The sequence below is a fragment of the Levilactobacillus fuyuanensis genome (assembly GCF_003946395.1).
Lineage (GTDB): Bacteria > Bacillota > Bacilli > Lactobacillales > Lactobacillaceae > Levilactobacillus > Levilactobacillus fuyuanensis.
The window spans coordinates 147,106-168,780 of sequence record NZ_RHNZ01000004.1; the positions used below are offsets into that span (position 1 = coordinate 147,106).

At 48.9% G+C, this 21,675-nt stretch carries 17 protein-coding genes; 16 read left to right on the forward strand and 1 reads right to left on the reverse strand.

Annotated elements, in window-relative coordinates; all coding sequences use genetic code 11:
- Positions 1–725 precede the first annotated feature (725 nt).
- The 9 genes from EKM73_RS02810 to EKM73_RS02850 all read left to right on the forward strand — a co-directional run bounded on the left by EKM73_RS02810 (position 726) and on the right by EKM73_RS02850 (position 7,903).
- Positions 726–1,151 (forward strand): bis(5'-nucleosyl)-tetraphosphatase, encoded by a 426-nt coding sequence (locus EKM73_RS02810; protein ID WP_125700476.1) that lies wholly within the window; start codon positions 726–728, stop codon positions 1,149–1,151.
- The gene (locus tag EKM73_RS02815) at positions 1,141–1,701 is read left to right on the forward strand and encodes a nucleoside/nucleotide kinase family protein (RefSeq protein ID WP_125700477.1); all 561 of its coding nucleotides are present in this window, start codon (positions 1,141–1,143) and stop codon (positions 1,699–1,701) included. Before EKM73_RS02810 ends, EKM73_RS02815 begins: the two co-directional genes overlap by 11 nt.
- Before the next feature lie 84 nt (positions 1,702–1,785).
- Positions 1,786–2,253, forward strand: coding sequence for a Fur family transcriptional regulator (locus tag EKM73_RS02820; protein ID WP_020089051.1), 468 nt, complete (start codon positions 1,786–1,788; stop codon positions 2,251–2,253).
- A 680-nt stretch (positions 2,254–2,933) separates the two neighbouring features.
- Positions 2,934–3,470: a hypothetical protein gene (locus EKM73_RS02825; RefSeq protein ID WP_125700478.1), complete on the forward strand. Its 537-nt coding sequence runs from the start codon at positions 2,934–2,936 to the stop codon at positions 3,468–3,470.
- 20 nt (positions 3,471–3,490) lie between these two features.
- Positions 3,491–4,438: a DUF6681 family protein gene (locus EKM73_RS02830; protein WP_125700479.1), complete on the forward strand. Its 948-nt coding sequence runs from the start codon at positions 3,491–3,493 to the stop codon at positions 4,436–4,438.
- Positions 4,439–4,996: 558 nt separating this feature from the next.
- Positions 4,997–5,737: an amino acid ABC transporter ATP-binding protein gene (locus EKM73_RS02835; RefSeq protein ID WP_020089047.1), complete on the forward strand. Its 741-nt coding sequence runs from the start codon at positions 4,997–4,999 to the stop codon at positions 5,735–5,737.
- A 21-nt stretch (positions 5,738–5,758) separates the two neighbouring features.
- A complete protein-coding gene (locus EKM73_RS02840) occupies positions 5,759–6,595 on the forward strand; it encodes a transporter substrate-binding domain-containing protein (protein WP_125700480.1) in 837 nt (278 codons plus the stop codon).
- Entirely contained in the window at positions 6,592–7,230 is a 639-nt protein-coding gene (locus EKM73_RS02845; protein WP_125700481.1) for an amino acid ABC transporter permease, read from the forward strand. Before EKM73_RS02840 ends, EKM73_RS02845 begins: the two co-directional genes overlap by 4 nt.
- 19 nt (positions 7,231–7,249) lie before the next feature.
- Positions 7,250–7,903: an amino acid ABC transporter permease gene (locus EKM73_RS02850; RefSeq protein WP_191988609.1), complete on the forward strand. Its 654-nt coding sequence runs from the start codon at positions 7,250–7,252 to the stop codon at positions 7,901–7,903.
- 768 nt (positions 7,904–8,671) lie between these two features.
- Here the strand turns inward: EKM73_RS02850 and hflX are convergent.
- Positions 8,672–9,949: a GTPase HflX gene (gene hflX, locus EKM73_RS02855; protein WP_125700483.1), complete on the reverse strand. Its 1,278-nt coding sequence runs from the start codon at positions 9,947–9,949 to the stop codon at positions 8,672–8,674.
- 567 nt (positions 9,950–10,516) lie between these two features.
- Between hflX and EKM73_RS02860 the strand changes: the two genes are divergently transcribed.
- The 7 genes from EKM73_RS02860 to EKM73_RS02895 all read left to right on the forward strand — a co-directional run bounded on the left by EKM73_RS02860 (position 10,517) and on the right by EKM73_RS02895 (position 21,196).
- Positions 10,517–12,148: a peptide ABC transporter substrate-binding protein gene (locus EKM73_RS02860; RefSeq protein ID WP_125700484.1), complete on the forward strand. Its 1,632-nt coding sequence runs from the start codon at positions 10,517–10,519 to the stop codon at positions 12,146–12,148.
- A gap of 564 nt (positions 12,149–12,712) precedes the next feature.
- Positions 12,713–14,338, forward strand: coding sequence for a peptide ABC transporter substrate-binding protein (locus EKM73_RS02870; protein WP_125700485.1), 1,626 nt, complete (start codon positions 12,713–12,715; stop codon positions 14,336–14,338).
- 997 nt (positions 14,339–15,335) lie between these two features.
- Positions 15,336–16,964 carry a peptide ABC transporter substrate-binding protein gene (locus tag EKM73_RS02875; RefSeq protein WP_125700486.1) on the forward strand — a complete coding sequence of 543 codons (1,629 nt, stop codon included), beginning with the start codon at positions 15,336–15,338 and terminating at the stop codon, positions 16,962–16,964.
- Positions 16,965–17,156: 192 nt separating this feature from the next.
- Positions 17,157–18,086, forward strand: a complete 930-nt coding sequence (gene opp3b, locus EKM73_RS02880; RefSeq protein WP_125700487.1) for an oligopeptide ABC transporter permease — start codon at positions 17,157–17,159, stop codon at positions 18,084–18,086.
- 11 nt (positions 18,087–18,097) lie between these two features.
- On the forward strand, positions 18,098–19,123 hold the full coding sequence (locus EKM73_RS02885; protein ID WP_125700488.1) for an ABC transporter permease: 1,026 nt from the start codon (positions 18,098–18,100) through the stop codon (positions 19,121–19,123).
- 13 nt (positions 19,124–19,136) lie between these two features.
- Positions 19,137–20,237, forward strand: a complete 1,101-nt coding sequence (locus EKM73_RS02890; protein ID WP_125700489.1) for an ABC transporter ATP-binding protein — start codon at positions 19,137–19,139, stop codon at positions 20,235–20,237.
- On the forward strand, positions 20,237–21,196 hold the full coding sequence (locus EKM73_RS02895) for an ABC transporter ATP-binding protein (RefSeq protein ID WP_125700490.1): 960 nt from the start codon (positions 20,237–20,239) through the stop codon (positions 21,194–21,196). Before EKM73_RS02890 ends, EKM73_RS02895 begins: the two co-directional genes overlap by 1 nt.
- Positions 21,197–21,675: the final 479 nt, after the last annotated feature.

A 21,675-nucleotide genomic window follows, 5' to 3' on the forward strand; every position in this document is an offset into this window, starting at 1 on the left:
TGATGATATCTCGGATAGTGTACCCTAGACTTAAATTAAAAGTCAATGAGAGTTGGCAAGAGTTTTCCCAAAACTCGATTAAAAAATCCCCACAACTTCGGTTTTCGATATAAAATAGAACAGATATGGTCACAACAGATTTGGTAAGGGCTAGCGATTAGGGAAACGAGTTGGAAACAAAATGAACGGTTGAAAGGCCGGAGCTGCGCCGTTTTGAGTGGATAGATCCACATGAATTCATTGGAATCCAGCGGCAGAAGCAGTCGTGAATCACGCGCAATGAGTCAGGTAAAATAGTAATCATCTTTTTTTCTGACAAAATTCCCAAATCAAAGCCAGTTCGTGGTATGGTTAACTTTCATTTACATACGAATAAAGCTAGCTCTCAGCTAAAGCTGGTATAGCGAAACCAAGATACAGCGAATCTGAGGCCACTCTAATCAGAAATGTAAAGCACACCTGTGGCTGGTTAGCACCGTGTTAGCCGTAAGGGTGGGCAAAATGGACTCAGCCGTGGGAATTCTCTTGGCGGCTTGCCGCTTAGAGAATTGGTGCCCTTGAAACTCGATCCATAGAGGTTCAAGGGCAAGTCTGGAGACCGTTCTTTGGCTCCAGACGTCCGCCCACCGCGTCCCGGTCCATTTTGCTCACCCGGCAAGGCGATGCAAAGGGCCTAACCAGCCACCAAATGGTTGTGAAGAAGTGAAAGAGGAGGCAATTTCATCATGATTACCGAAAATGCAAGTGGCGCCGTCGTATATCGTCTCGTCGACGACCAACCACAATACTTATTGTTAAAGAGTGCCACCAGCAACTTCTGGGGATTCCCCAAGGGTCACGTGGAAGGCAACGAGACCGACATTGAAACGGCCGTTCGTGAGATTCGCGAGGAAACTAGCTTGAATGTGACGGTCGACCCTACGTTCCACGCCGACTTGGATTACGACATGAAGAACGGGCACCACAAGCATGTGGTACTTTACACGTCACAAGTGCCAGCTGACGTCACGATTCATCGGCAAGTTGAAGAGATCAGTGAATTCGGCTGGTTTGACTTTGCGACAGCTCATGAACGCCTGAGTTACCCGAACCTGCAGGACTTAATGACGCAGGCCAACGCCTTCTTAACGGGGGATCGGCATGTCAAATAAAGTATTGGTCATCACCGGGGCGACTGGAACTGGCAAGACCACCGTTCAGGATTACCTGGTCGATGAGTATCCCGTGACTAAGGTGATTACGCACACGACCCGGCCGCCACGTCAGGGTGAAGTCAATGGTCGCGATTACTATTTCGAGACCGACGAGAGCTTTCCCAAGAATCATTACCTGGAGTCCGTCTTTTATTCGGGCTACCACTATGGGTCTTCTCGTGAAGGCTTAAAGGCGGGCTTCGAGCGGGCACCTTTTGTGGCCATCGTTTTGGACAGTAAGGGCGCTATTACTTATGCGCAGGAGCTGGGAGACGAGGCCGTTGTGATCTTTCTGACGGTCAGTCAACCGGACGAGTTGCTCACGCGGGTGACACAGCGCGGGGACGACCGGACCATGCTCAAGCAGCGGTTCGCGAGTCCCGAGTATCGCCGTGACCTGACCATGCCACTAGCATTGCGGGGGAAGGCGATTCAGCTGAATAATGATAACTGGCAACAGACCCAGATTAAGCTAGATCACCTGATGAAACGCTTACAGGCAGAATAAGCGTCGTCTTGGTTGAGTTTCGTTTGAAAATGTGCGAAACTTACTAGGAATTCGGACTAAATTTTTAAGAGGAGGCCGCCCATCATGGCAGATACGTTGAACGCCGCTGTGGCGATTTTAAGAAAGAATAAATTCAAGTTAACCAAGCAGCGTCACGCGTTGTTGGAGTTTTTATTGACCAATCAGGGTCATTATACGGATGTGGTGACCGTTGACGCTTACATGCGGACCGAATTTCCGGGGATGAGTCACAACACCGTCTACCGGAACCTGAAGGAATTCGAAGAGGTTGGGATCGTTGAACAGAACACGGAACAGGAACGCACGCGGGTGAAATACCAGTGTGACTTCCATCATCAACACCATCACCACTTCATTTGTCAGAACTGTGGCAAGGTCACCGAGCTGCAAATGTGCCCGATGGACTTCTTCACGGACCAACTACCGGGCTACGACATCACGGGCCACAGCTTTGAACTCTACGGTATCTGTGCGGAGTGCAAGGCGGCCGGCGTGGTTGCGGCACCCAAGAAGACGTTGGTCAATAACTAAGGTTAAAAGCTGGCGCTTGCGGCTGCCAGAGGTTTCGCCTGCTGTGGGGACCGCCTGCAGCCGAAAGACGGGCTTCCGGCTCGGTTTGAAGCCTCACAAAATTCTCGTGAGTCTTCAAACGCGTCCCGCTGTGTAAGGCCGGGGAGAATCAAACACCCGGACTAACGCAGCCGTCACGGCTGGCTACACCTCTGGCTGCCTCCAGCTGGGAGAACTTGTTAACCGTTAGTTGAATGATTAACGGTCTGGTTCTCGCAAACTATGGACTATGACGAGTTAGATGATTCATAAGTGGTCATTTAATCAGTGAAGGTTGTCTTGTGTCAGTCGTAAGGAACACAGAAAAGACCGGATAGCCGGTTTTAAAATCCGTTTAAGCCGGAGGAGGCCAGGGATGGTGCCAGCCGTGACGAGGGTGTTAGGACGGGCGTTCGATCCTTCCCGTTCTTACACCATGGGACGAGCTTGGAAACTCGCGGTTTTAGTGAGGTTTCAAGTCGAGGTCCAAGACCGATTCTCAGGCCTGGACCGGTCCCCACAGCAGGCGGAATCCCTGGCAGCCGCAGGCGACAACGAACAGTTTTAAAACCATAGGAAAAATTAAAATAAATTTGAGAAATTTTTGAACTTAACGTGGGATAATAAGAACCATTGAGTTAATTCAGAAGGAGGAATGTAGCATGGCGTACCGGACACCACCCTTTATTACGCCGTTTGCCATCGTTTCAATGGCACTCGCACTCGGCGCTACCAACGTGGTCACTAATTCCGTGACGAAGACCAATGAAGGGGCTTCACGGACGTCGACGAGTTCATCGCTAGTCGTTAACCAGTCGAACGATTCTAAGAAGAAGGCTAGTGACGACAGTAAGAAGAAGGACTCTGATTCTTCCAAGAAGGATAGCAGTGACTCGTCCAGCAAGGAAAGTAGCAGTAGTAGTAGTTCCTCGACGGATACGGAAAGTTCTTCAGCAAATTCTACATCCGAAGATAACACGAACAACGGCACAACTACTGGCACGACTGGTAGCACGGGGACGACTTCTAAGAAGAAGACGTCATCCAGCACGACGAGTTCAGCGACGACTGATAATAACAATACTGCGAGTGATGATACGACAAACAGTGATGACACCACGGACGATACCGGGTCAAGCACGTATAGTCACGCCACGACCTATAACAATACGAATGACACCAACGATACGGGTCAATAACAAAGAGAGGGGGACCGACAATGCTTAGTTTTCTTGATATGGTCAACCATTATCTGGGCTACATCAATGTGAGTGTTAAGATTAAGAATCGCATCTACGTCATTTTGGGCGCACTAGGGGATCTCTACTTGTTTTACATCGCCGTACGCTATCTCCAAAATGGTCACCCATTCTGGGGCTTATTGATTCTGTTGATTGCCTTGGTACTCTTGTACTTTGTCTATCTCAACACGGTGTACTTCTTCACCCAGAAGAAAGCACCATTCGATATCTCGCCTAAGATTGAGAAGATGCTACACATGAAGCCCAAGGAAGTCGAGGAAGACAAGCCACGACGGACGATGGGCGGAAGAAATATTCCGGCTAACGGTTACTTCGATGAGAAGAAAATATTACCTGGGAAATTAACGTCGACGCCGATCGAACAAGCCAATATTCAAAACTTGGCGGGGCGCCTGCAACAGAACCAATTGTTGCAGATGGACTATTCGGGATTGGGTGACCGTGAAATTACGGAACAGACTCGGCAGACGGGAAAGCCCGTTTACGCTTCTGGTCCCGGTGCCTTAATTCCTTACTTCGAGATGCAAACGGAAAACAATCAGTTGGTCGTTTACGCCGGCATTAACCAAGCTGAAAAGCAACGGGTCGGTGTGGTCAGTACGGTTGGTCTGCAAAATGTTGCGGACGTTCGTGACCAAATCGAACTGTATTTAGCCAACGCCACGTTGGTCGGGGGACCTTTCAAGGTTCTCGGCCGGACGTCGGTGATTGAACAAGCTAATGACTTTCAAGTGGCTGTTCAATTGGCATACAAGCATCAGGGCGACACCAAGGCAACGCCAACAAGCGCTGACCGGATGACCCGCGAATCCACGGCAACGTCACGGCGGGCACGTTACGATGAAGCGCCACAAACGGAGAGCGAGTCTGAACCGATGACTCGGACCTCCCGTTACCATCATTAATAAGCCACAATAACAATTTGCACGCTTAGAGATAACCTCTCTGGGCGTGTTTTTTTGTGCTCCAGAAACGGATGCGGTTGAACTTTGAAGCTAGGAACACGCTATGTACGCAACGTGGGGCGTGACATTGTGACGTCAATCCGCCACAAATCGAGTGAAGTGGACAGTTGAGCTCTTCAGAAGTCAGTGTGATGGGCACCGTGGCCAACCATCGTATATAGCGACGCAACTAACATAACACGCAAAGATTGAAGGAAAAGTTCACTTGAATTTTAAAAATAGTTCGGTTTTTACCCCATCACATGTCACTTTTTCTAACACTACTGTGCTAACTCACAGAAATATTTTCACCCAAACATCATAGAGTCTTAACCCGTGGTGTGCCTAACATTTTTGTACTTGAACCATCACTGGGGGTGGTTACATATGATGTGTTTATTTTGACCGGGTTATTTTTTTGGTTTAAACTTTAGCTTAGACTCAAAAAACACGGAATAAAAAATTCAGGAGTGGGAGTCGCCTTCGGGCAAATACTTTAGTTAGTGGAGGGAAAGACTTATGTCAATGATTGAATTTCACAACGTTGAAAAATACTACGGTAGCTTTCACGCACTGCATAACATTAATCTGACGATTGAGGACGGTGAAACGGTCGTGCTGATTGGACCATCCGGGTCTGGAAAGTCGACGTTGATTCGGACCATCAATGGTCTGGAATCAATTCGCCATGGGCAACTGATAGTGAACGGTCAGGACCTCGCCAACCCCAAGACCGATATGAATCGGATCCGCAAGAACGTGGGGATGGTGTTCCAACATTTTAATTTGTATGCCAACAAAACAATTCTTGAAAATATCATGTTAGCGCCACGGATCGTGTTGCATCGTGACGAGAATGAAAACAAAAAGGTTGCCATGGAAATGCTCGACCGAGTGGGCTTAGCCGACCAAGCACCCAAGATGCCTTCGCAATTATCCGGGGGGCAACAGCAACGAATCGCGATTGCCCGCTCGCTGGCAATGAAGCCCAAGTGTCTGTTATTTGACGAACCAACCAGTGCCTTGGACCCCGAAATGATCGATGATGTATTGAACGTCATGAAGACCATTGCCCGGGACTCCAGTATGACCACCCTAGTTGTGACCCACGAAATGGGCTTTGCGCGTGAAGTGGCTAACCGGGTTATCTTCATGGCTGATGGCCGGATTCTGGAAGATGACTCCAAGGAAACCTTCTTTGATGGACAACCAACGAATGAACGGGCTCGTCAATTCTTAAGCAAGATTATTACACACTAAAACGGGGGAGGAACGCGAGATATGAAAAAGTTTATTCGAATCCTCGGCTTAGTTCTGACCCTGGTGACGCTGACGGTCGTCGTCAGTGCCTGTGGTCATAAGCCACTGTCGCAACGGAATGTGTTGCAGACGGACCGCCAGAACAAGACGATTACGTGGGGTGTCAAAGCCGACACCCGGCTCTTTGGGTTACTTGATACCAAGGACAATAAGATCAAAGGTTTTGAAGTGGACCTCGCGACGGCATTGACCAAGCAGATGCTTGGCAAGGACGCCAAGGCCAAGTTCATTCAGGTGACGAGTTCGACGCGGATGCCAATGCTGAAGAACGGGAATATCGATGCCATCATTGCCACGATGACCAACACGCCAGAACGGCGGAAGCAAGTTGATTTCTCCAAGACGTACTTTTTTGCCGGGCAATCACTGCTGGTCAAACGAGGCAGTAGCATCAAGAACGTGAAGGACTTAAATAAGCAGAAGGGCACCGTCCTAGGCGTTGTTGGATCGGACTCCGTGCAAAATGTGGCGAAGGTCGCACCCGATGCCAAGGTGCTCCAACTGACCGACTATGCCCAGGCCATGACCGCTTTAAAGTCCGGTCAAGGCCAGGCGTTGACGACCGATAACGGGATTCTTTACGGGATGTCCGTTCAGAACCCTGGCTACAAGGTTACCGGGGGCACGTTCGTCTCTGAACCTTATGGGATCGCCATCGACAAGAACCAGGAACCATTTAAGACGTCCGTAAACAAGGCGTTAACGCAGTTACGTGAGAATGGGGAATACGATAAGATTCTTCACAAATGGTTCCACAACGTGAAGGGCTTTGACTACAAGGAGGCGGCTAAAGAATGATTCATATCTTTCAAGCATACGGAGGCACACTCCTCTATGGCCTTGGCCAAACGCTGTTGTGTAGCTTCATCGCATTGATTTTTAGTCTGATTATCGGGACGTTCTTTGCTTTACTGGAGGAATCACCAAGCAAGATCGGTCGGCGTATTGCGCGGGCTTATATCGAGCTCTTTCGGAACATTCCACTGCTGGTAATCACGATGTTCTTCTACGTCGTCTTCCCGCTGTACGTGGTCAAGATGAACGGGTTTACCGCCGGTACGATTGGGTTGACGCTCTACACGTCTTCCTTTATCGCCGAAACGGTGCGGGCGGGGATTCAATCCGTCGACTCCGGTCAAATGGAAGGCTCACGGTCCAATGGGTTTACGTACTGGCAAGCCATGCGTTATGTGGTGTTGCCTCAGGCCTTTCGCTACGTTATTCCACCACTGGGTAATCAATTCGTGAACCTGGTCAAGAACTCGTCGACGTTAGCCTTCGTCGGTGGGTTTGATCTGATGTATCAAGGAAACGTCATCGCCTCGAGTTCACTGGAAACCATGGCGGCTTACTCCGCCGTGGGGGTCCTTTACTTGATTATTACGATGCCAATCAGTTACTACATGCGCTACTTGGAAAAGCGGTTAGCTTAAGGGGAGGAGAATCATTATGCTGCAAAATTTTATTGATGCCTATTCTCCCGACAACCTGCGCTACCTGCTCGGGGGCTTATGGATTACGATTCTGGTTTCCGTCGTCTCGATTATTGGGAGTTTTATTATCGGGTCGATTCTCGGTGTGATTCGCTATGTGAAGATTAAATATTTATCGGCAGTCGTTGGGTTTATCATCGATGTCATTCGAAACCTGCCGTTGCTGTTGATCCTGTTCTTTACCTACTTTGGGTTACCCAACCTGGGGGTCAAGCCGGAGATTATTCCGGCGGCCATCTTAGCCATGACTATCTTTGAGTCCACAATGCTCGCTGAAATTGTGCGTTCTGGGATTCAAGCGGTCGACTCCGGTCAGATGGAAGGGGCCCGAGCCAACGGACTCACTTACTGGCAAGGACTGTGGCACATTGTGTTGCCACAAGCCTTGGTCAAAATGATTCCGGCCATCGTGAGCCAATTTATCTCATTGGTTAAGGACACGTCTCTGGCGACGATTATCCTATTGCCAGAAATGCTGTTCCGGTCACAGATTATTTATGGGCAAAACACCAATTACATTATTCCAATGTTTGTGGCGATTGCTTTGATGTACTTCGTCGTTTGTTACCTGCTATCGCTCCTATCACGCTACTTGGAAAAGCGCCAAGCATAAATTGCGTTGGATTGTGTCAGTGTGCCGCCTGCGGTAGCCAGGGATTCCGCCGCTGTGGGGACCGGTGAAAGCCTGAGAAGCGGTCTTTCACCTCGACTTTAAGCCACACCAAGTTCGGGTGTGGCTTAAAGCTCGTCCCATGCTGTAACCCCGGGAAGAACCTATCGCCCGGGCTAACACCATCGTCACGGCTGGCTGCATCCTTGGCTGCCTCCGGCTCTACGTGACAGCTCTGACAAAAATTATGTTTGGGCTGTGACCGTAGCGTGTTGGTGATTGATAAATGGTTGTTGACGAGTATTCTGCTAATAACCATGCAATGGCGTTTAACTGATAGTGTACTGAAATTAAGATAATTAAATTGAGAATAGCCATCAACACATTCGGTTTGAGTGTGTTGATGGCTATTCTGCGTGGAACTAACTTTTCTAATGTCAGTATGGAAATGTTCGGTGAATGATTTAAAAGATTGTAAAAACTGGCTAGTTCGATTGGAACTGATCGTTAAGGGTTAACTTAGCCAGAGGAGGTCAGGGGTGGAGCCAGCTGTGATGGCGATGTTAGACCATGGTTTTCGGTCTTACATCGCGGGACGTGTTTGGAAACTCGTCTGGGCCTGACGAGGTTTCAAATCGAACTGGAAGCCCGTTCTTTGGCTGGAAGTGGTCCCCACAGCAGGTGGAACCCCTGACAGCCGCAGGCGACAACCACTAACGTTCAGGGCCAAATAAAAATCATCCTCAACTGATGTGGGGATGATTTTTTGACTTATTCAGTAACTACGAATTTCTTGAAGCGGTCGAAGTCAGCCTGTTGTAGCTCAACCTTCAACGCCGTTCCTTCAGCCTCGTAGTTGGTATCCAGAACATTAGCGTTTTCGTTTAAGTATGAGACGATTTCGCCATCTGAGAAAGGTACCAGGAAGTTAGCCGTGACGTAGTTGTGGAAGACCTTTTCCTTCATTGCCTTGACTAACAGGGCAACGGAATCAGGGTCCTTGGCCGACAGAATCAGTTGATCGCCGACGCGACTCGGGTAGCTTGCTTCCGTCAGATCGGCCTTGTTAAAGACCGTGATCATTGGCACATCGGTCACGCCGATCTCTTCCAGCGTCTTCTCCGTGGTGGCCATCATGGCTTCACGGTTCGGGTCGGCGTAGTCCACGACTTGAACCAGTAAGTCGGCACTAGCAGCTTCGGCTAACGTGGAACGGAAGGCCTTGACCAGTTGGGTTGGCAATTGGCTCACGAACCCAACCGTATCACTCAACAGCAGCTTCTTTTGGTCGGGAAAGATCAGCTGTCGAACACTGGTGTCCAGCGTGGCGAACAGCATATCCTTGACGAAAACTTGTTTGTCTTCACTCTTCCCAAATTCACGGACGAGGGCGTTCATTAACGTTGACTTCCCAGCGTTGGTGTACCCGACTAGGGCAACGGAAGGTAATTCGTTACGTTCCCGTTGTTGCCGTTGGGTAGCCGCTGCCTGGGTGATTTCCTTGAGTTCGTGGTTGACGTGATTGATGGAACGTTGAATGGTCCGACGACTCATTTCAGTCTGTGATTCACCAGAACCACGGTTGGTGAAGCCACCGCCACCACCGCTACCAGTCTGCTGGTCCAGCCGTTGTGAGGCGCTGGTGTGCAGACGGGGCAGTTGGTATTGCAACATGGCCAGTTGAACCTGTAGCTTGGCTTCGCGAGACTGTGCCCGGTTGGCGAAGATTTCAAGAATCAGGCCGGTGCGGTCAATGATTCTGGCCTTCGTCCCGTTCTCTAGGTTCCGAATCTGGCTGGGGGTCAGCTCGTCATTGACGATAATGATGTCGACACCATCATCGGCGACAATTTGGGCTAATTCCTCAACCTTCCCAGTACCGAAGTAGGTACCAGGGTTGGGCTTGGGCAAAGATTGTTGAATCTCTTCTGCCACAGTCATGTTATTAGCTTCTACCAAATTTCTAAGTTCCGTCATGGAGTAGTTAAACGTGGATTGACCAGCGTTTAGACCAATCGTGATGACGGGTGTTCGTGGGGCTTCTTCCAAAAGATCACCCTCCTTTAAAGTCTATGACTTGAGTATAACATGTTTGCTCACAAGCGAATAAAGATTAGCTGGGGTAAGTAAGGTGTGATTAGGCCCATTGATGGTTTTGGCGAAAAAGTACGATGTTGACCGGGTGAAACCAACGAATTAAAAATATTTTATTATGGATATCTCATTTTTAGACAGAATGATGTGCGCACGAATGAATAAAAATTGAATTGCAATGAATGCCTATTTAACAGCGTATATGACTGCCTTGATTAGAAAGCATTAGCTTATTCGGTGCTGCTGATTGCTGGAATTGTCGATAAAAAGTGAATAAATTTCCACAAAATTAAAAATCAGCATTGATTCTCATTGAACTTTAATCTACAATAGTTGCTGTTGCTTAGTCAACGGGCAAGCTCTATTTGAGCCGTTAGTGTTCGGACAATCGATGATTAGGGTGGTTGTGAGTCGGATATTTCCTGAGAGGGATATCCGGGCACGATGACTTGCCAATCGGTGACGCGAGTCGGAATTAACGTCGCAATGTGAGTATTACATATTTAGAGGGGTCGGAATTTTATGAAGGTAAAGTCAATCGTCAAATTAGGGGCGGTGGCAGCGCTGGCAACAGTTTCATTAGCAGCGTGTGGCACTTCCTCTAGCAGTAGCAAGCAGGCTAAGGATCAAACCTTAACCTGGATGGAAAGTTCTACCTTACCAACGATGGATAATTCGCTGGCAACCGATGTCGTTTCCGGTGAAACGTTGAACAACACGGGTGAAGGTTTGCTGAAGTTCGGTAAGAACAGTAGCACCCATCCCGGGGTTGCCAAGAGTTACACCAAGTCCAAGGACGGGAAGACTTACACATTTAACTTGCGGAAGTCTAACTGGAGTAACGGGGACAAAGTAACGGCTCGTGATTTCGTTTACGGGTGGCAACGCACTGTCAACCCGAAGACGGGGTCACAATACGCCTACCTTTACGCTGACGTGGTAAATGCCAACGCCATTATGAAGGGCAAGAAGGCCGTTTCTACGTTAGGAATCAAGGCTGTCGGTGACTACAAGGTTAAGGTTACCTTGGTGCACCCAGTCAGCTACTTCCCAACGTTAGTTGCTCAGACTGCCTTCTTCCCACAAAACAAGACGGTCGTGACGAAGTACGGCAAGAAGTACGCCACGAATGCCAAGGACAACGTCTACAACGGTGCCTTCAAGCTGACCTACTGGACCGGGACGTCAGATAACTGGACGCTTTCCAAGAACAGTAAGTACTGGGATGCTAAGAACGTGAAGTTGGACAAGATCAAGTTCAGCGCCGTTAAGGACCCCCAAACCGCTCTGAGTCAATACCAGAGTGGCAAGTTGGATGCCATCTACTTGAGCGGTCAACAACCTAAAAACTACAAGAACGACAAGGATTACCATGCTCGTAACAGTTCTCGGGTCACTTACATCGAATTAAACCAAAAGAAAGACTCTATGATGCGCAACAAGAAGGCCCGTCAAGCCTTGTCTCTGGTCTTGAACCGGAAGCAATTTGTCAATAAGGTCATGGACGATGGTTCTAAGGTCGCTACTGGGATCGTTACCAGTGGTTTGGCTATCCGTAACGGTAAGGACTTTGCCCAAGAAGGCACGATTCCTGCTGCCACGGAACACAACGTTGCCAAGGCCCAAAAGCTTTGGAAGCAAGCATTGAAGGAAACTGGCCGGAAGAACTACTCATTGACCTTGATGGCCGATGACACCGCCGAAGGTAAGAGCACGACCGAATACGTTCAAAGTCAATGGTCCAAGCTGTCTAACTTCAAGGTTACCAACTCAAACTTGCCATACAAGACCCGGTTAGCTCGGTCTGCCTCTGGTCAATTTGACGCCGTCGTTACGCTTTGGGGTGCCGACTTCCCTGACCCAATCACCGACTTGTCACTCTTCACGTCCGACAACACCTACAACAATGGTAAGTGGTCGAACAAGACTTACGACAAGCTGATCAATGATGCCACGACCACGAACGCTAACAAGCCAGCCGCTCGTTGGCAGAACATGATTGATGCCCAAAAGGTTCTGTTGAAGGACCAAGGGATCATCCCTGTTTCACAAAGTGGTAAGCCACAATTGGTTAAGTCCAAGGTTAAGGGTGTCGTTTACTTCCCTGTCAGCTCTAACTGGGACTTCAGCAAAGCCTACATCGCTAACAAGTAATCTGTGCGTTTGTATCGCCTGCGGCAGTCAGGGATTCCGCCTGCTGTGGGGACCGCCTGCAGCCAAAGGGCGGGCTTCCGGCTCGGTTTGAAACCTCGCGCGGGTCATGCGAGTTTCCAAACGCGTCCCATGGTGTAACCTCGGGAAGAACCTAGCGCCCGAGCTAACACCATCGTCACTGTAGGACTGCATCCCTGACTGCCTCCGGCTGTGCTACACAGATTAAGTGTTGCTCGCCGATGAAGTGGGTGTGTTTTCAAAATTTGTCAAAGTTATCGGAACTCTCAGAAGTTGTAACTGACTTCTGGGAGTTTTTTTAGTATCCGTTGAGATTCCCTTCTTTGGGAAAATGCGGGCGTCAGTGACCTTGGTAGCCTTATTGTCAGCCACAATGAGTCCCTGCTGAAATATTTTTCAGGGGGCAGTAACTCAATGTTTGCGGCAGTTGGCGGCGTTTTAAAAGCGAAAGATTAAAATTTACTATTGATTCTCATTGTTTTATAATCTAATATATTCTTCAACGTTATGTCACTTGAGGATAATTTGTGAAGGGGTCGGAATTATATGAGGGTTAAGTCAATTGCCAAGTTAGGGGCGGTAGCGGCGTTAGCGACGATTTCGTTAGCGGCGTGTGGTACCAGCTCCAACGATAATAAGGCCAAGAATCAAACGGTTCACGTCATGGAGACCTCCGCGTTAGCGTCAATGGATAATGCCAAGGCCACCGATATCATTTCCGGTGAAACACTGAATAACACAGGTGAGGGCCTGTTGCGGTTCGGCAAGAACAGTAAGACACTGCCTGGGTTGGCGAAGAGTTACAGCAAATCCAAGGATGGGCTGACTTACACGTTTAACCTCCGGAAGTCACAATGGAGCAACGGTGAGAAGCTGACGGCTCAGGACTTCGTCTACGCATGGCGGCGGACCGTTGCGCCGAAGACCAGCTCACAGTACGCTTATCTCTACGCCGACATTAAGAATGCGAATGCGGTTATGAACGGCAAGAAGGCGCCGACTGCGCTGGGAGTTAAGAAGGATGGGGACTACAAGTTAGTCGTTACCTTGGCCCACCCAGTGAGTTACTTCCCGACGCTGGTCGCACAACAGTGTTTCTACCCCGTCAACAAGGGAGCCGTCGACAAGTACGGCAGTAAATACGCTAGCAACGCCAAAACCAACGTCTACAACGGGCCATTCAAGCTGACCTCATGGACCGGGACGTCTGATAACTGGACGTTGACCAAGAACAAGAAGTACTGGAATGCCAAGGTCGTGAAGCTACAGCACGTGAAATACAGTGCCGTGAAGGATCCACAGACGGCTTTGAGTCAATACCAGAGTGGTAAGTTGGACATCATTTCACTGAGTGGCCAACAACCTAAGAACTACAAGAACAACAAGGAATTCCATTCCCGGAAGAGTTCCCGGATCAACTACGTGGAACTGAACCAACGGAAGGATACCATGTTAAAGAACACGAAGGCTCGGCAAGCCTTGTCGATGGTCATCAACCGTAAGCAGTACGTAAACAAGGTGCTGCAAGATGGCTCAACGCCAGCGACCGGGATCGTTTCTACCGGCTTAGCTATCCGTAACGGTAAGGACTTTGCCAAGGAAGCAACCGTGCCATCAGCAACGGATTACAATTTAGCCAAGGCCCAGAAGTTATGGAACCAGGCCCTGAAGGAAACTGGACGGACGAGCTACTCACTGACCTTATTGGGTGACGATACGCCAGCCGGTAAATCCGCAACTGAGTACATCCAAAGTCAATGGGGTAAGCTGGATCACTTCAAGGTGACGAATTCCAACATTCCTTACAAGACGCGGTTATCTCGGTCACAAAATGGCCAGTTCCAAGCCGTTGTCAGTGGCTGGAGTGCTGACTTCCCAGACCCAATCACCGACCTGTCCCTCTTCACCACGGGGAACACGTACAACAATGGGAGATGGTCTTCCAAGGCTTACGACAAGCTGATCAACGATGCGACGATCACCAATGCCAACAAGCCAGGTGCTCGGTGGCAGAACCTCGTGGATGCCCAGAAGGTCCTGCTGAAGGACCAAGGGATCATTCCGTTCTACCAGACAGGGATGCCACAATTAGTGAAGTCTAAGGTCAAGGGTGTCGTCTACTTCCCAGTCGGCGCCAATTGGGATTACAGCCGGGCCTACATTGCTAAGTAGTGTTTGCGCGCCTGCGACAGTCAGAGATTCCGCCTGCTGTGGGGACCGGTGAAAGCCTGAGAAGCGGTCTTTCACCTCGACTTTAAGCCACGCCAGGTTCGGGCGTAGCTCAAAGCTCGTCCCATGCTGTAACCCCGGGAAGAATCTAACACCCGGGCTAACACCATCGACACAGCTGGCTTCATCCCTGACTGTCTCCGGCTACACTATATTAGCAATGTAGTCGCTACTGTACCTGCCCGTATCCTATAGTATTATCAAGAGTTCTCTGAAAGGTATTTAACTTCGGAGAACTCTTTTTCTGCTTCAGAGAGAGACACCGTCCTGAGAGCCTGCTGGTGCGTTTGCATAGGATTAGCGTCCTATATGGCAGATGGGGCTGATTTATCGTCACCTGAGGGATTTTAAAGCGATTTACGGCGGCTCTTGAGGTCGTTCAGGGTTAATTTCGTTTTTAGTCAAAAGCAGTGGCAATTTTCTCATAATTCGGTTTTCTACATAAATTGAATAATATTCATAAATTAATAGTGGGTGCAATCGGTACATCACTCGAGAATGAGCGGGGTGGTGATGCGTCTAGACCATTAAAAATCCTAATTACGTTCTCAGCTTTCCGGGTTTAGCGTTTTACGAAAGCCGTGGTACAGCGGCAATTATCTGACATTGTGGTGACACATGGACTTGGTGATTGTTGTCGGACTAGGGCTGTTGGGAAAGTGTGGGGATCGGTTAGTACGGTGACTAATCATAATGAATGTATAATAGGTAAATATTTATGTAAGCGTTATCTCAGAATTATCACTAAAATGAGAAAAATTATACTCAAAAATTTTATTTTTGCACAACGAATACCCGTCTAACGGCGTTTGTAACTGTATATTTAAATTTTATTAGTTTTTACCATTGATTTTAATTGTTTTCTAATATACAATTGGAAACATCAAATTTGAGGATGTCAATTTATTTCACTAACAACACATAGAGGGGTTGGATATCAATGAAAATCAATTCGGCAGTCAAACTCGGGACGGTGGCCACGTTCGCGGCAGTATTACTTGCAGCGTGTGGCTCATCGTCAAGCAGTTCTAGCGAGGCTAGCAAGCAAACGTTAAACTGGATGGAAAGTTCCGCTTTACCATCAATGGATTCCGCTACAGCAACTGACGTGGTTTCTGGGGAAACCTTGAACAACACCAATGAAGGTCTGTTACGGTTCGGTAAGAACAGTAAGGTTCATCCTGGGGTTGCCAAGAGTTATACGGTGTCTAAAGACGGCAAGACGTATACCTTCAACTTACGGAAGTCTAACTGGAGTAACGGGACCAAAGTTACGGCTAAAGATTTCGTTTATGCCTGGCAACGCACCGTTAATCCTAAGACCGCTTCACAATATGCTTACATGTACGCACCTGTGAAGAACGCTAACGCAATCATGACTAGCAAGAAGCCAGTTTCCAGCTTAGGGATCAAGGCAGAAGGCAATTACAAAGTCGTCGTCACGTTGACACAAGCAACGAGCTACTTCCCATCATTAGTGGCTAGTCCCATGTTCTTCCCACAAAGTAAAGCCGTCGTTGATAAGTACGGTAAGAAGTTTGCAACGAACGCCAAGGATAACGTCTACAACGGTCCATTCAAGTTGACCTACTGGACCGGGACGTCTGACAACTGGTCGATGAGTAAAAACACTGAGTACTGGAACGCAAAGAATGTTAAACTGAAGAAGATTAACTTCAAGACGATGAAGGATCCGCAAACTTCTTTGAGCCAATACCAAAGCGGCAAGCTGGACGCGACTTACTTAAGTGGTCAACAACCTAAGAACTACAAGAACAGCAAGCAATACGTTGAACGTAAAGGGGCTTCAACCTTCTACATTGAATTGAACCAACGGAAAGACAGCATGATGAAGAACAAGAAGGCCCGTCAAGCATTGTCCTTGGCAATCAACCGGAAGCAATTCGTCAACAAGGTCTTAGCCGATGGCTCAACGCAAACGAAGGGCCTGGTCTCAACGGGTCTGATGTCTTACAAGGGTAAGGACTTCAACACTGCTTCATACGTGCCAGAAGCAACCAACCATGACTTAGCTAAGGCGAAGACATTGTGGAAGCAAGCACTGAAGGAAACGGGTCGTTCAAGCTACAACTTAACGCTGATGGCCGACGATACGCCAGCTGGTAAGAACACGTTGGAATTCGTTCAAAGTCAATGGTCTAAGTTGGGCAACATCAAGGTTACCAACCAAAGCTTACCATTCAAGACGCGTTTAGCACGTTCTGAAAATGGGCAATTCCAAGCCGTTGTATCTGGCTGGGGTGCTGATTACCCTGACGCCATCTCCTTCCTGGAAATGTTCACGAAGACCAACTCCTACAACCGTGGGAAGTGGAACAATGCCGAATACAACAAGGACATTGCCGCTGCTGATGGTAAGGATGCCAACAACCAAGCTGCTCGTTGGAACGATTTAGTTGATGCTCAAAAGACGTTGATGAAGGACCAAGGGATCATCCCATTGTACCAACAAGGGAAATCACAACTGGTCAAGTCTAACGTCAAGGGTGTTATCTACTTCCCAACCGGCGCTAACTGGGACTTCAGTAAGGCTTACATTTCTAAATAATCGAATCTAATATTAGTCATTACGCGTAAGAGAACGTTATAGTTTTAATCGGGGAGTAAGGATTAACGAAGCAGTTAGTCCTTACTTTTCGATATATAGCAATCATTTATCGTCTTGTTGTTTTCATATAATTCTTGTTAAGCTTAACAACTTAACGGTAACGAATAAGTCTACTGATTGAGAGGTAAACAAATGGCAAAGTACCTAGCAAAGCGGATCTTCTATCTGATCCTGACCTTATTCATCGTTATTACCGTCACATTCTTCCTGATGAAGTTGTTACCCGGGACGCCACTGACGAACCAAGCCAAGTTGTCCAAGAGCCAGATTGCATTGATTTACCAGCAATATGGTTTGGATAAGCCGGTTTGGCAACAATACCTGCTGTACCTGGCAGGGGCCGTCAAAGGTAACTTCGGGACTTCATTCCAGTTCAGTGACCAACCCGTGTCCTACCTGCTCTCTAGCCGGATTGGACCATCCTTACAGATTGGGCTGCAAGCCATGATTGTGGGTGTCATTGTCGGAATCATCATCGGGGCCTTCGGTGCGATGAAGCAAAATACGTGGGTCGACACCACGACAACTGTTGTTTCCATCTTAGGGATCTCAATTCCTTCCTTCGTCTTAGCCGTACTGTTACAGTACTACTTAGGATTGAAGTTGGGCTGGTTCCCAATCGCTGAATGGGGGGGCTTTATCTACACGGTATTGCCAACCTTAGCGTTAGGCGCGACGCCGTTAGCCGAATCGGCGCGGTTCGTGCGGACGGAAATGGTCGATGTGTTGAGTTCTGATTACATTGAGTTAGCCAAGGCTAAAGGCCTGAGTCGGATGGGGGTTATTTACCACCATGCGCTGCGGAACAGTTTGATTCCGCTGATCACGATTGTGGGTCCTTTAGCGGTTAACATCATGACCGGGTCGATGGTTGTTGAAAACATCTTCTCCATCCCCGGGATTGGGGAACAGTTCGTCAAGTCTGTCTTGACCAACGATTACCCAACCATCATGGGCTTGACCATCATCTATTCATTCATGTTGTGTGTCGTTCTGTTGATCACCGATATCCTTTACGGAATCGTTGACCCACGGATTCGGCTTACAGGAAAGGCTAACTAGGAGGTAAATAAATGGCAGATACAGTAAAACTCCCAGAAGATAGCTTTAAGCCCATCACGGCCGATGACCGTGCGGCTTTAGATAGTGAAAAGATTGCGGCACCGTCACTGACCTTTACACAGGATGCTTGGCGGCGGTTAAAGAAGAACCGGGGCGCTTGGGTGTCTCTGATTCTTTTAGGAATCATCTTCTTACTAGCTTTCGGCTCCATCTTCGTTTCACCGCACAATCCTAATGCCGTGAATCCATCATACGCAAACTTACCCTCAAAAATCCCTGGAATTGGCATCAACGGTTTCAACGGGACGCTGGTTCAGGCCGGTCAACGGGTCGACGCCTACAAGCAAGCTGGGGCCACTGGTGCACATTACATCATGGGAACCGACTACCTAGGGCGGGACTTGTTCTCCCGGGTCCTTTACGGGACGCGAATTTCCCTGATCATTGCGTTAGTTGCGACACTGTTTGACTTGACGATTGGGGTGACCTACGGGTTGTTCTCCGGTTGGAAAGGGGGACGGGTTGATACGTTCATGCAACGGGTCATTGAAATCATCCTGTCCATTCCTAACCTGGTCGTTATCGTCCTGTTGATTTTGATTCTGAAACCCGGGATGGCCTCGATCATTATTGCCATCGCGTTAACCTCGTGGGTGAACATGGCCCGGCTGGTTCGAGCGCAGACGTTGGAAATCAAGGAACAAGAGTACATCTTAGCGGCGAGAACGCTGGGTGAAAGCTCGTTCAAGATTGCCTTCAAGCATCTGCTGCCAAACCTATCGAGTGTCATCATCATCAACACGATGTTTACCATTCCTAGTGCCATCTTCTTCGAAGCCACGCTGTCCTATATCGGGATCGGGATTTCATCCCCACAAGCTTCGTTAGGGACGCTGTTAAATGATGGGCAAAAGAACTTCCAGTTCCTGCCTTATCAAATGTGGTGGCCAGCACTGATCCTATGTATCATCATGTTAGCCTTTAACCTTTTGGGTGATGGGTTGCGGGATGCATTCGATCCGCGGACGAAAGAGTAGGTGAGATGACGTCATGGATAACGAAAAAGACATTTTAGAGGTCCGGAATTTACAAGTTAACTTCAAGACTTATGCCGGTGACGTTAAGGCCATTCGGAACGTTAGCTTTGATTTACGGAAAGGTGAAACACTTGCCATTGTTGGGGAATCTGGTTCTGGGAAATCCGTTACGACGCGGACCATCATGGGTCTGAATGCGTCGAACGCCGATATTACCAGCGGCTCGATCATCTACAAGGGACAAGACCTGTTGAAGAAGAGCGAGAAGGAAATGCAGGCCATTCGGGGCCAAGACATTGCCGAAATCTTCCAGGATCCAATGACTTCATTGGACCCAACCATGAAGATCGGGCGGCAGATTGCCGAACCCTTAATGGTCCACAAGGGTATGAAGAAGGAAAAAGCCTTGGCACAAGCCTTGGAAATGATGAAGTTAGTCGGGATTACGGACGCAGAAAACCGGATCAACGACTATCCGCACCAATTCTCCGGTGGGATGCGGCAACGGATCGTGATTGCGATTGCGTTGATCAACTACCCCGAAGTTCTGATTGCCGATGAACCAACGACTGCTTTGGATGTCACCATTCAGTCACAGATTCTGCATTTGATGAAAGAACTACAGGACAAGATTTCAACGTCGATCATCTTTATCACCCATGATTTAGGGGTGGTTGCTGGGATGGCCGACCGGGTTGCCGTCATGTACGCGGGTAAAATTGTGGAATACGGCACCGTCGATGAAATCTTCTACAACCCGAAGCACCCGTACACGTGGGGGCTGCTGAGTTCGATGCCGACGCTGGATTCGAGTGGTGATTCCTTGCCATCGATTCCCGGGACGCCACCGGATTTACTGGATCCACCAACTGGGGATGCCTTTGCGGCTCGGAACGCCTATGCACTGAAGATCGATACGGAACAAGAGCCACCGTTCTTCAAGGTTTCCGATACGCACTACGCGGCCACTTGGTTGCTCCATCCGGATGCACCCAAGGTGACGCCACCAGCACAGATCGTTGAACGTCAAGAGAAGTACGCGAAGATGCAAAAGGCTTGGTTGAAGACGCAACAGTCGACCACGCCGGTTGAAGAAGAGGAGGAACAGCAATAATGGACTACGAAAATGCCGAAAAAATCCTCGAGGTCAAGCACCTCAAGCAGTACTTCAACGTGGGTAAAGCTGATGAAGTGCGCGCCGTTGATGACATTTCATTTGATATCTACAAGGGTGAAACCTTTGGCTTAGTTGGGGAATCTGGTTCAGGTAAGACCACCACTGGTCGGGCCATCATTCATCTGTACGAACCAACGTCCGGCGAAATCTTGTTTGACGGTAAGAACGTCGATTCCTTCACGAGTAAGAAGGACCAACGTGACTTCCGCCAAGAGATGCAGATGATCTTCCAAGATCCTTACGCCTCACTGAATCCACGGATGAAGGTCAAGGACATCGTCGCCGAGGGGATTGATATCAACAACCTCGCCAAGGATGATGCCGACCGAACCAAGCAGGTCGAAGACTTACTGGAAACGGTTGGCCTGAACAAGGACCACTCCAGTCGGTACCCCCACGAATTTTCCGGTGGGCAACGGCAACGGATCGGGATTGCCCGGGCGTTAGCCGTGAACCCCAAGTTCGTGATCGCCGATGAACCCATCTCAGCTTTGGATGTGTCGATTCAGGCACAAGTCGTGAACTTGATGAAGCAGTTACAACGAGAACAGGGCTTAACGTACCTGTTCATCGCCCATGACCTCTCCATGGTCAAGTACATCTCCGATCGTATCGGGGTTATGCACTACGGCCGGATGCTAGAGATCGCCGATGCCGACGAAATCTACGCGCACCCGTTACACGACTACACCAAGAGTCTCCTGTCAGCCGTCCCAGTACCCGATCCAGAGTTCGAACGGACCCGGGAAGAAATTGCTTACGACGGTAGCCAGGAAAATGACGGTAAGGAACGTCACTTGGTAGAAATCGCCCCACGTCACTGGGTCCGCGCAGCGAAGGATGAAATCTTCATGTACAAGCAACGCGCCCAGGAAGCGTCATTGATTAAAGAATAAAGAATGTGGAAGCAGGCGGTAATCAGTGAGCATTAACGTCGTAAAGTTAGAAATCCCGAATCTGGATTTCTGGCTTTACGGGGTTAAGCGGAGCTGGTTGCCTGCTGGAACACGTTTCGGCAACATAACCACAAAGAACGTTTTACGGAAGGTCCAAGAGCAATCCAGCTCTTGGGCCTTTTTTGCGCAACTTCAAAGGGCCAAACCGGTCGCCTGCGGCTGTCAGGGATTCCGCCTGCTGTGGGGACCGGTCCAAGCCAAAGGGCGGTCTTGGACCTCGACTTGAAACCTCGCAAGGGCCGCGAGTTTCCAAGCTCGTCCCATGGTGTAAGAACGGGAAGAACCAAGCGCCCGTCCTAACACCATCGTCACGGCCGGCTACACCCTGACCTCCTCCGGCTGAGCTAGATTATTTATCCATATGCGTTGGCGGAGCTGACCCCCGAATTGTGTAGGACTGCTATTTGAAATAGTCCCTA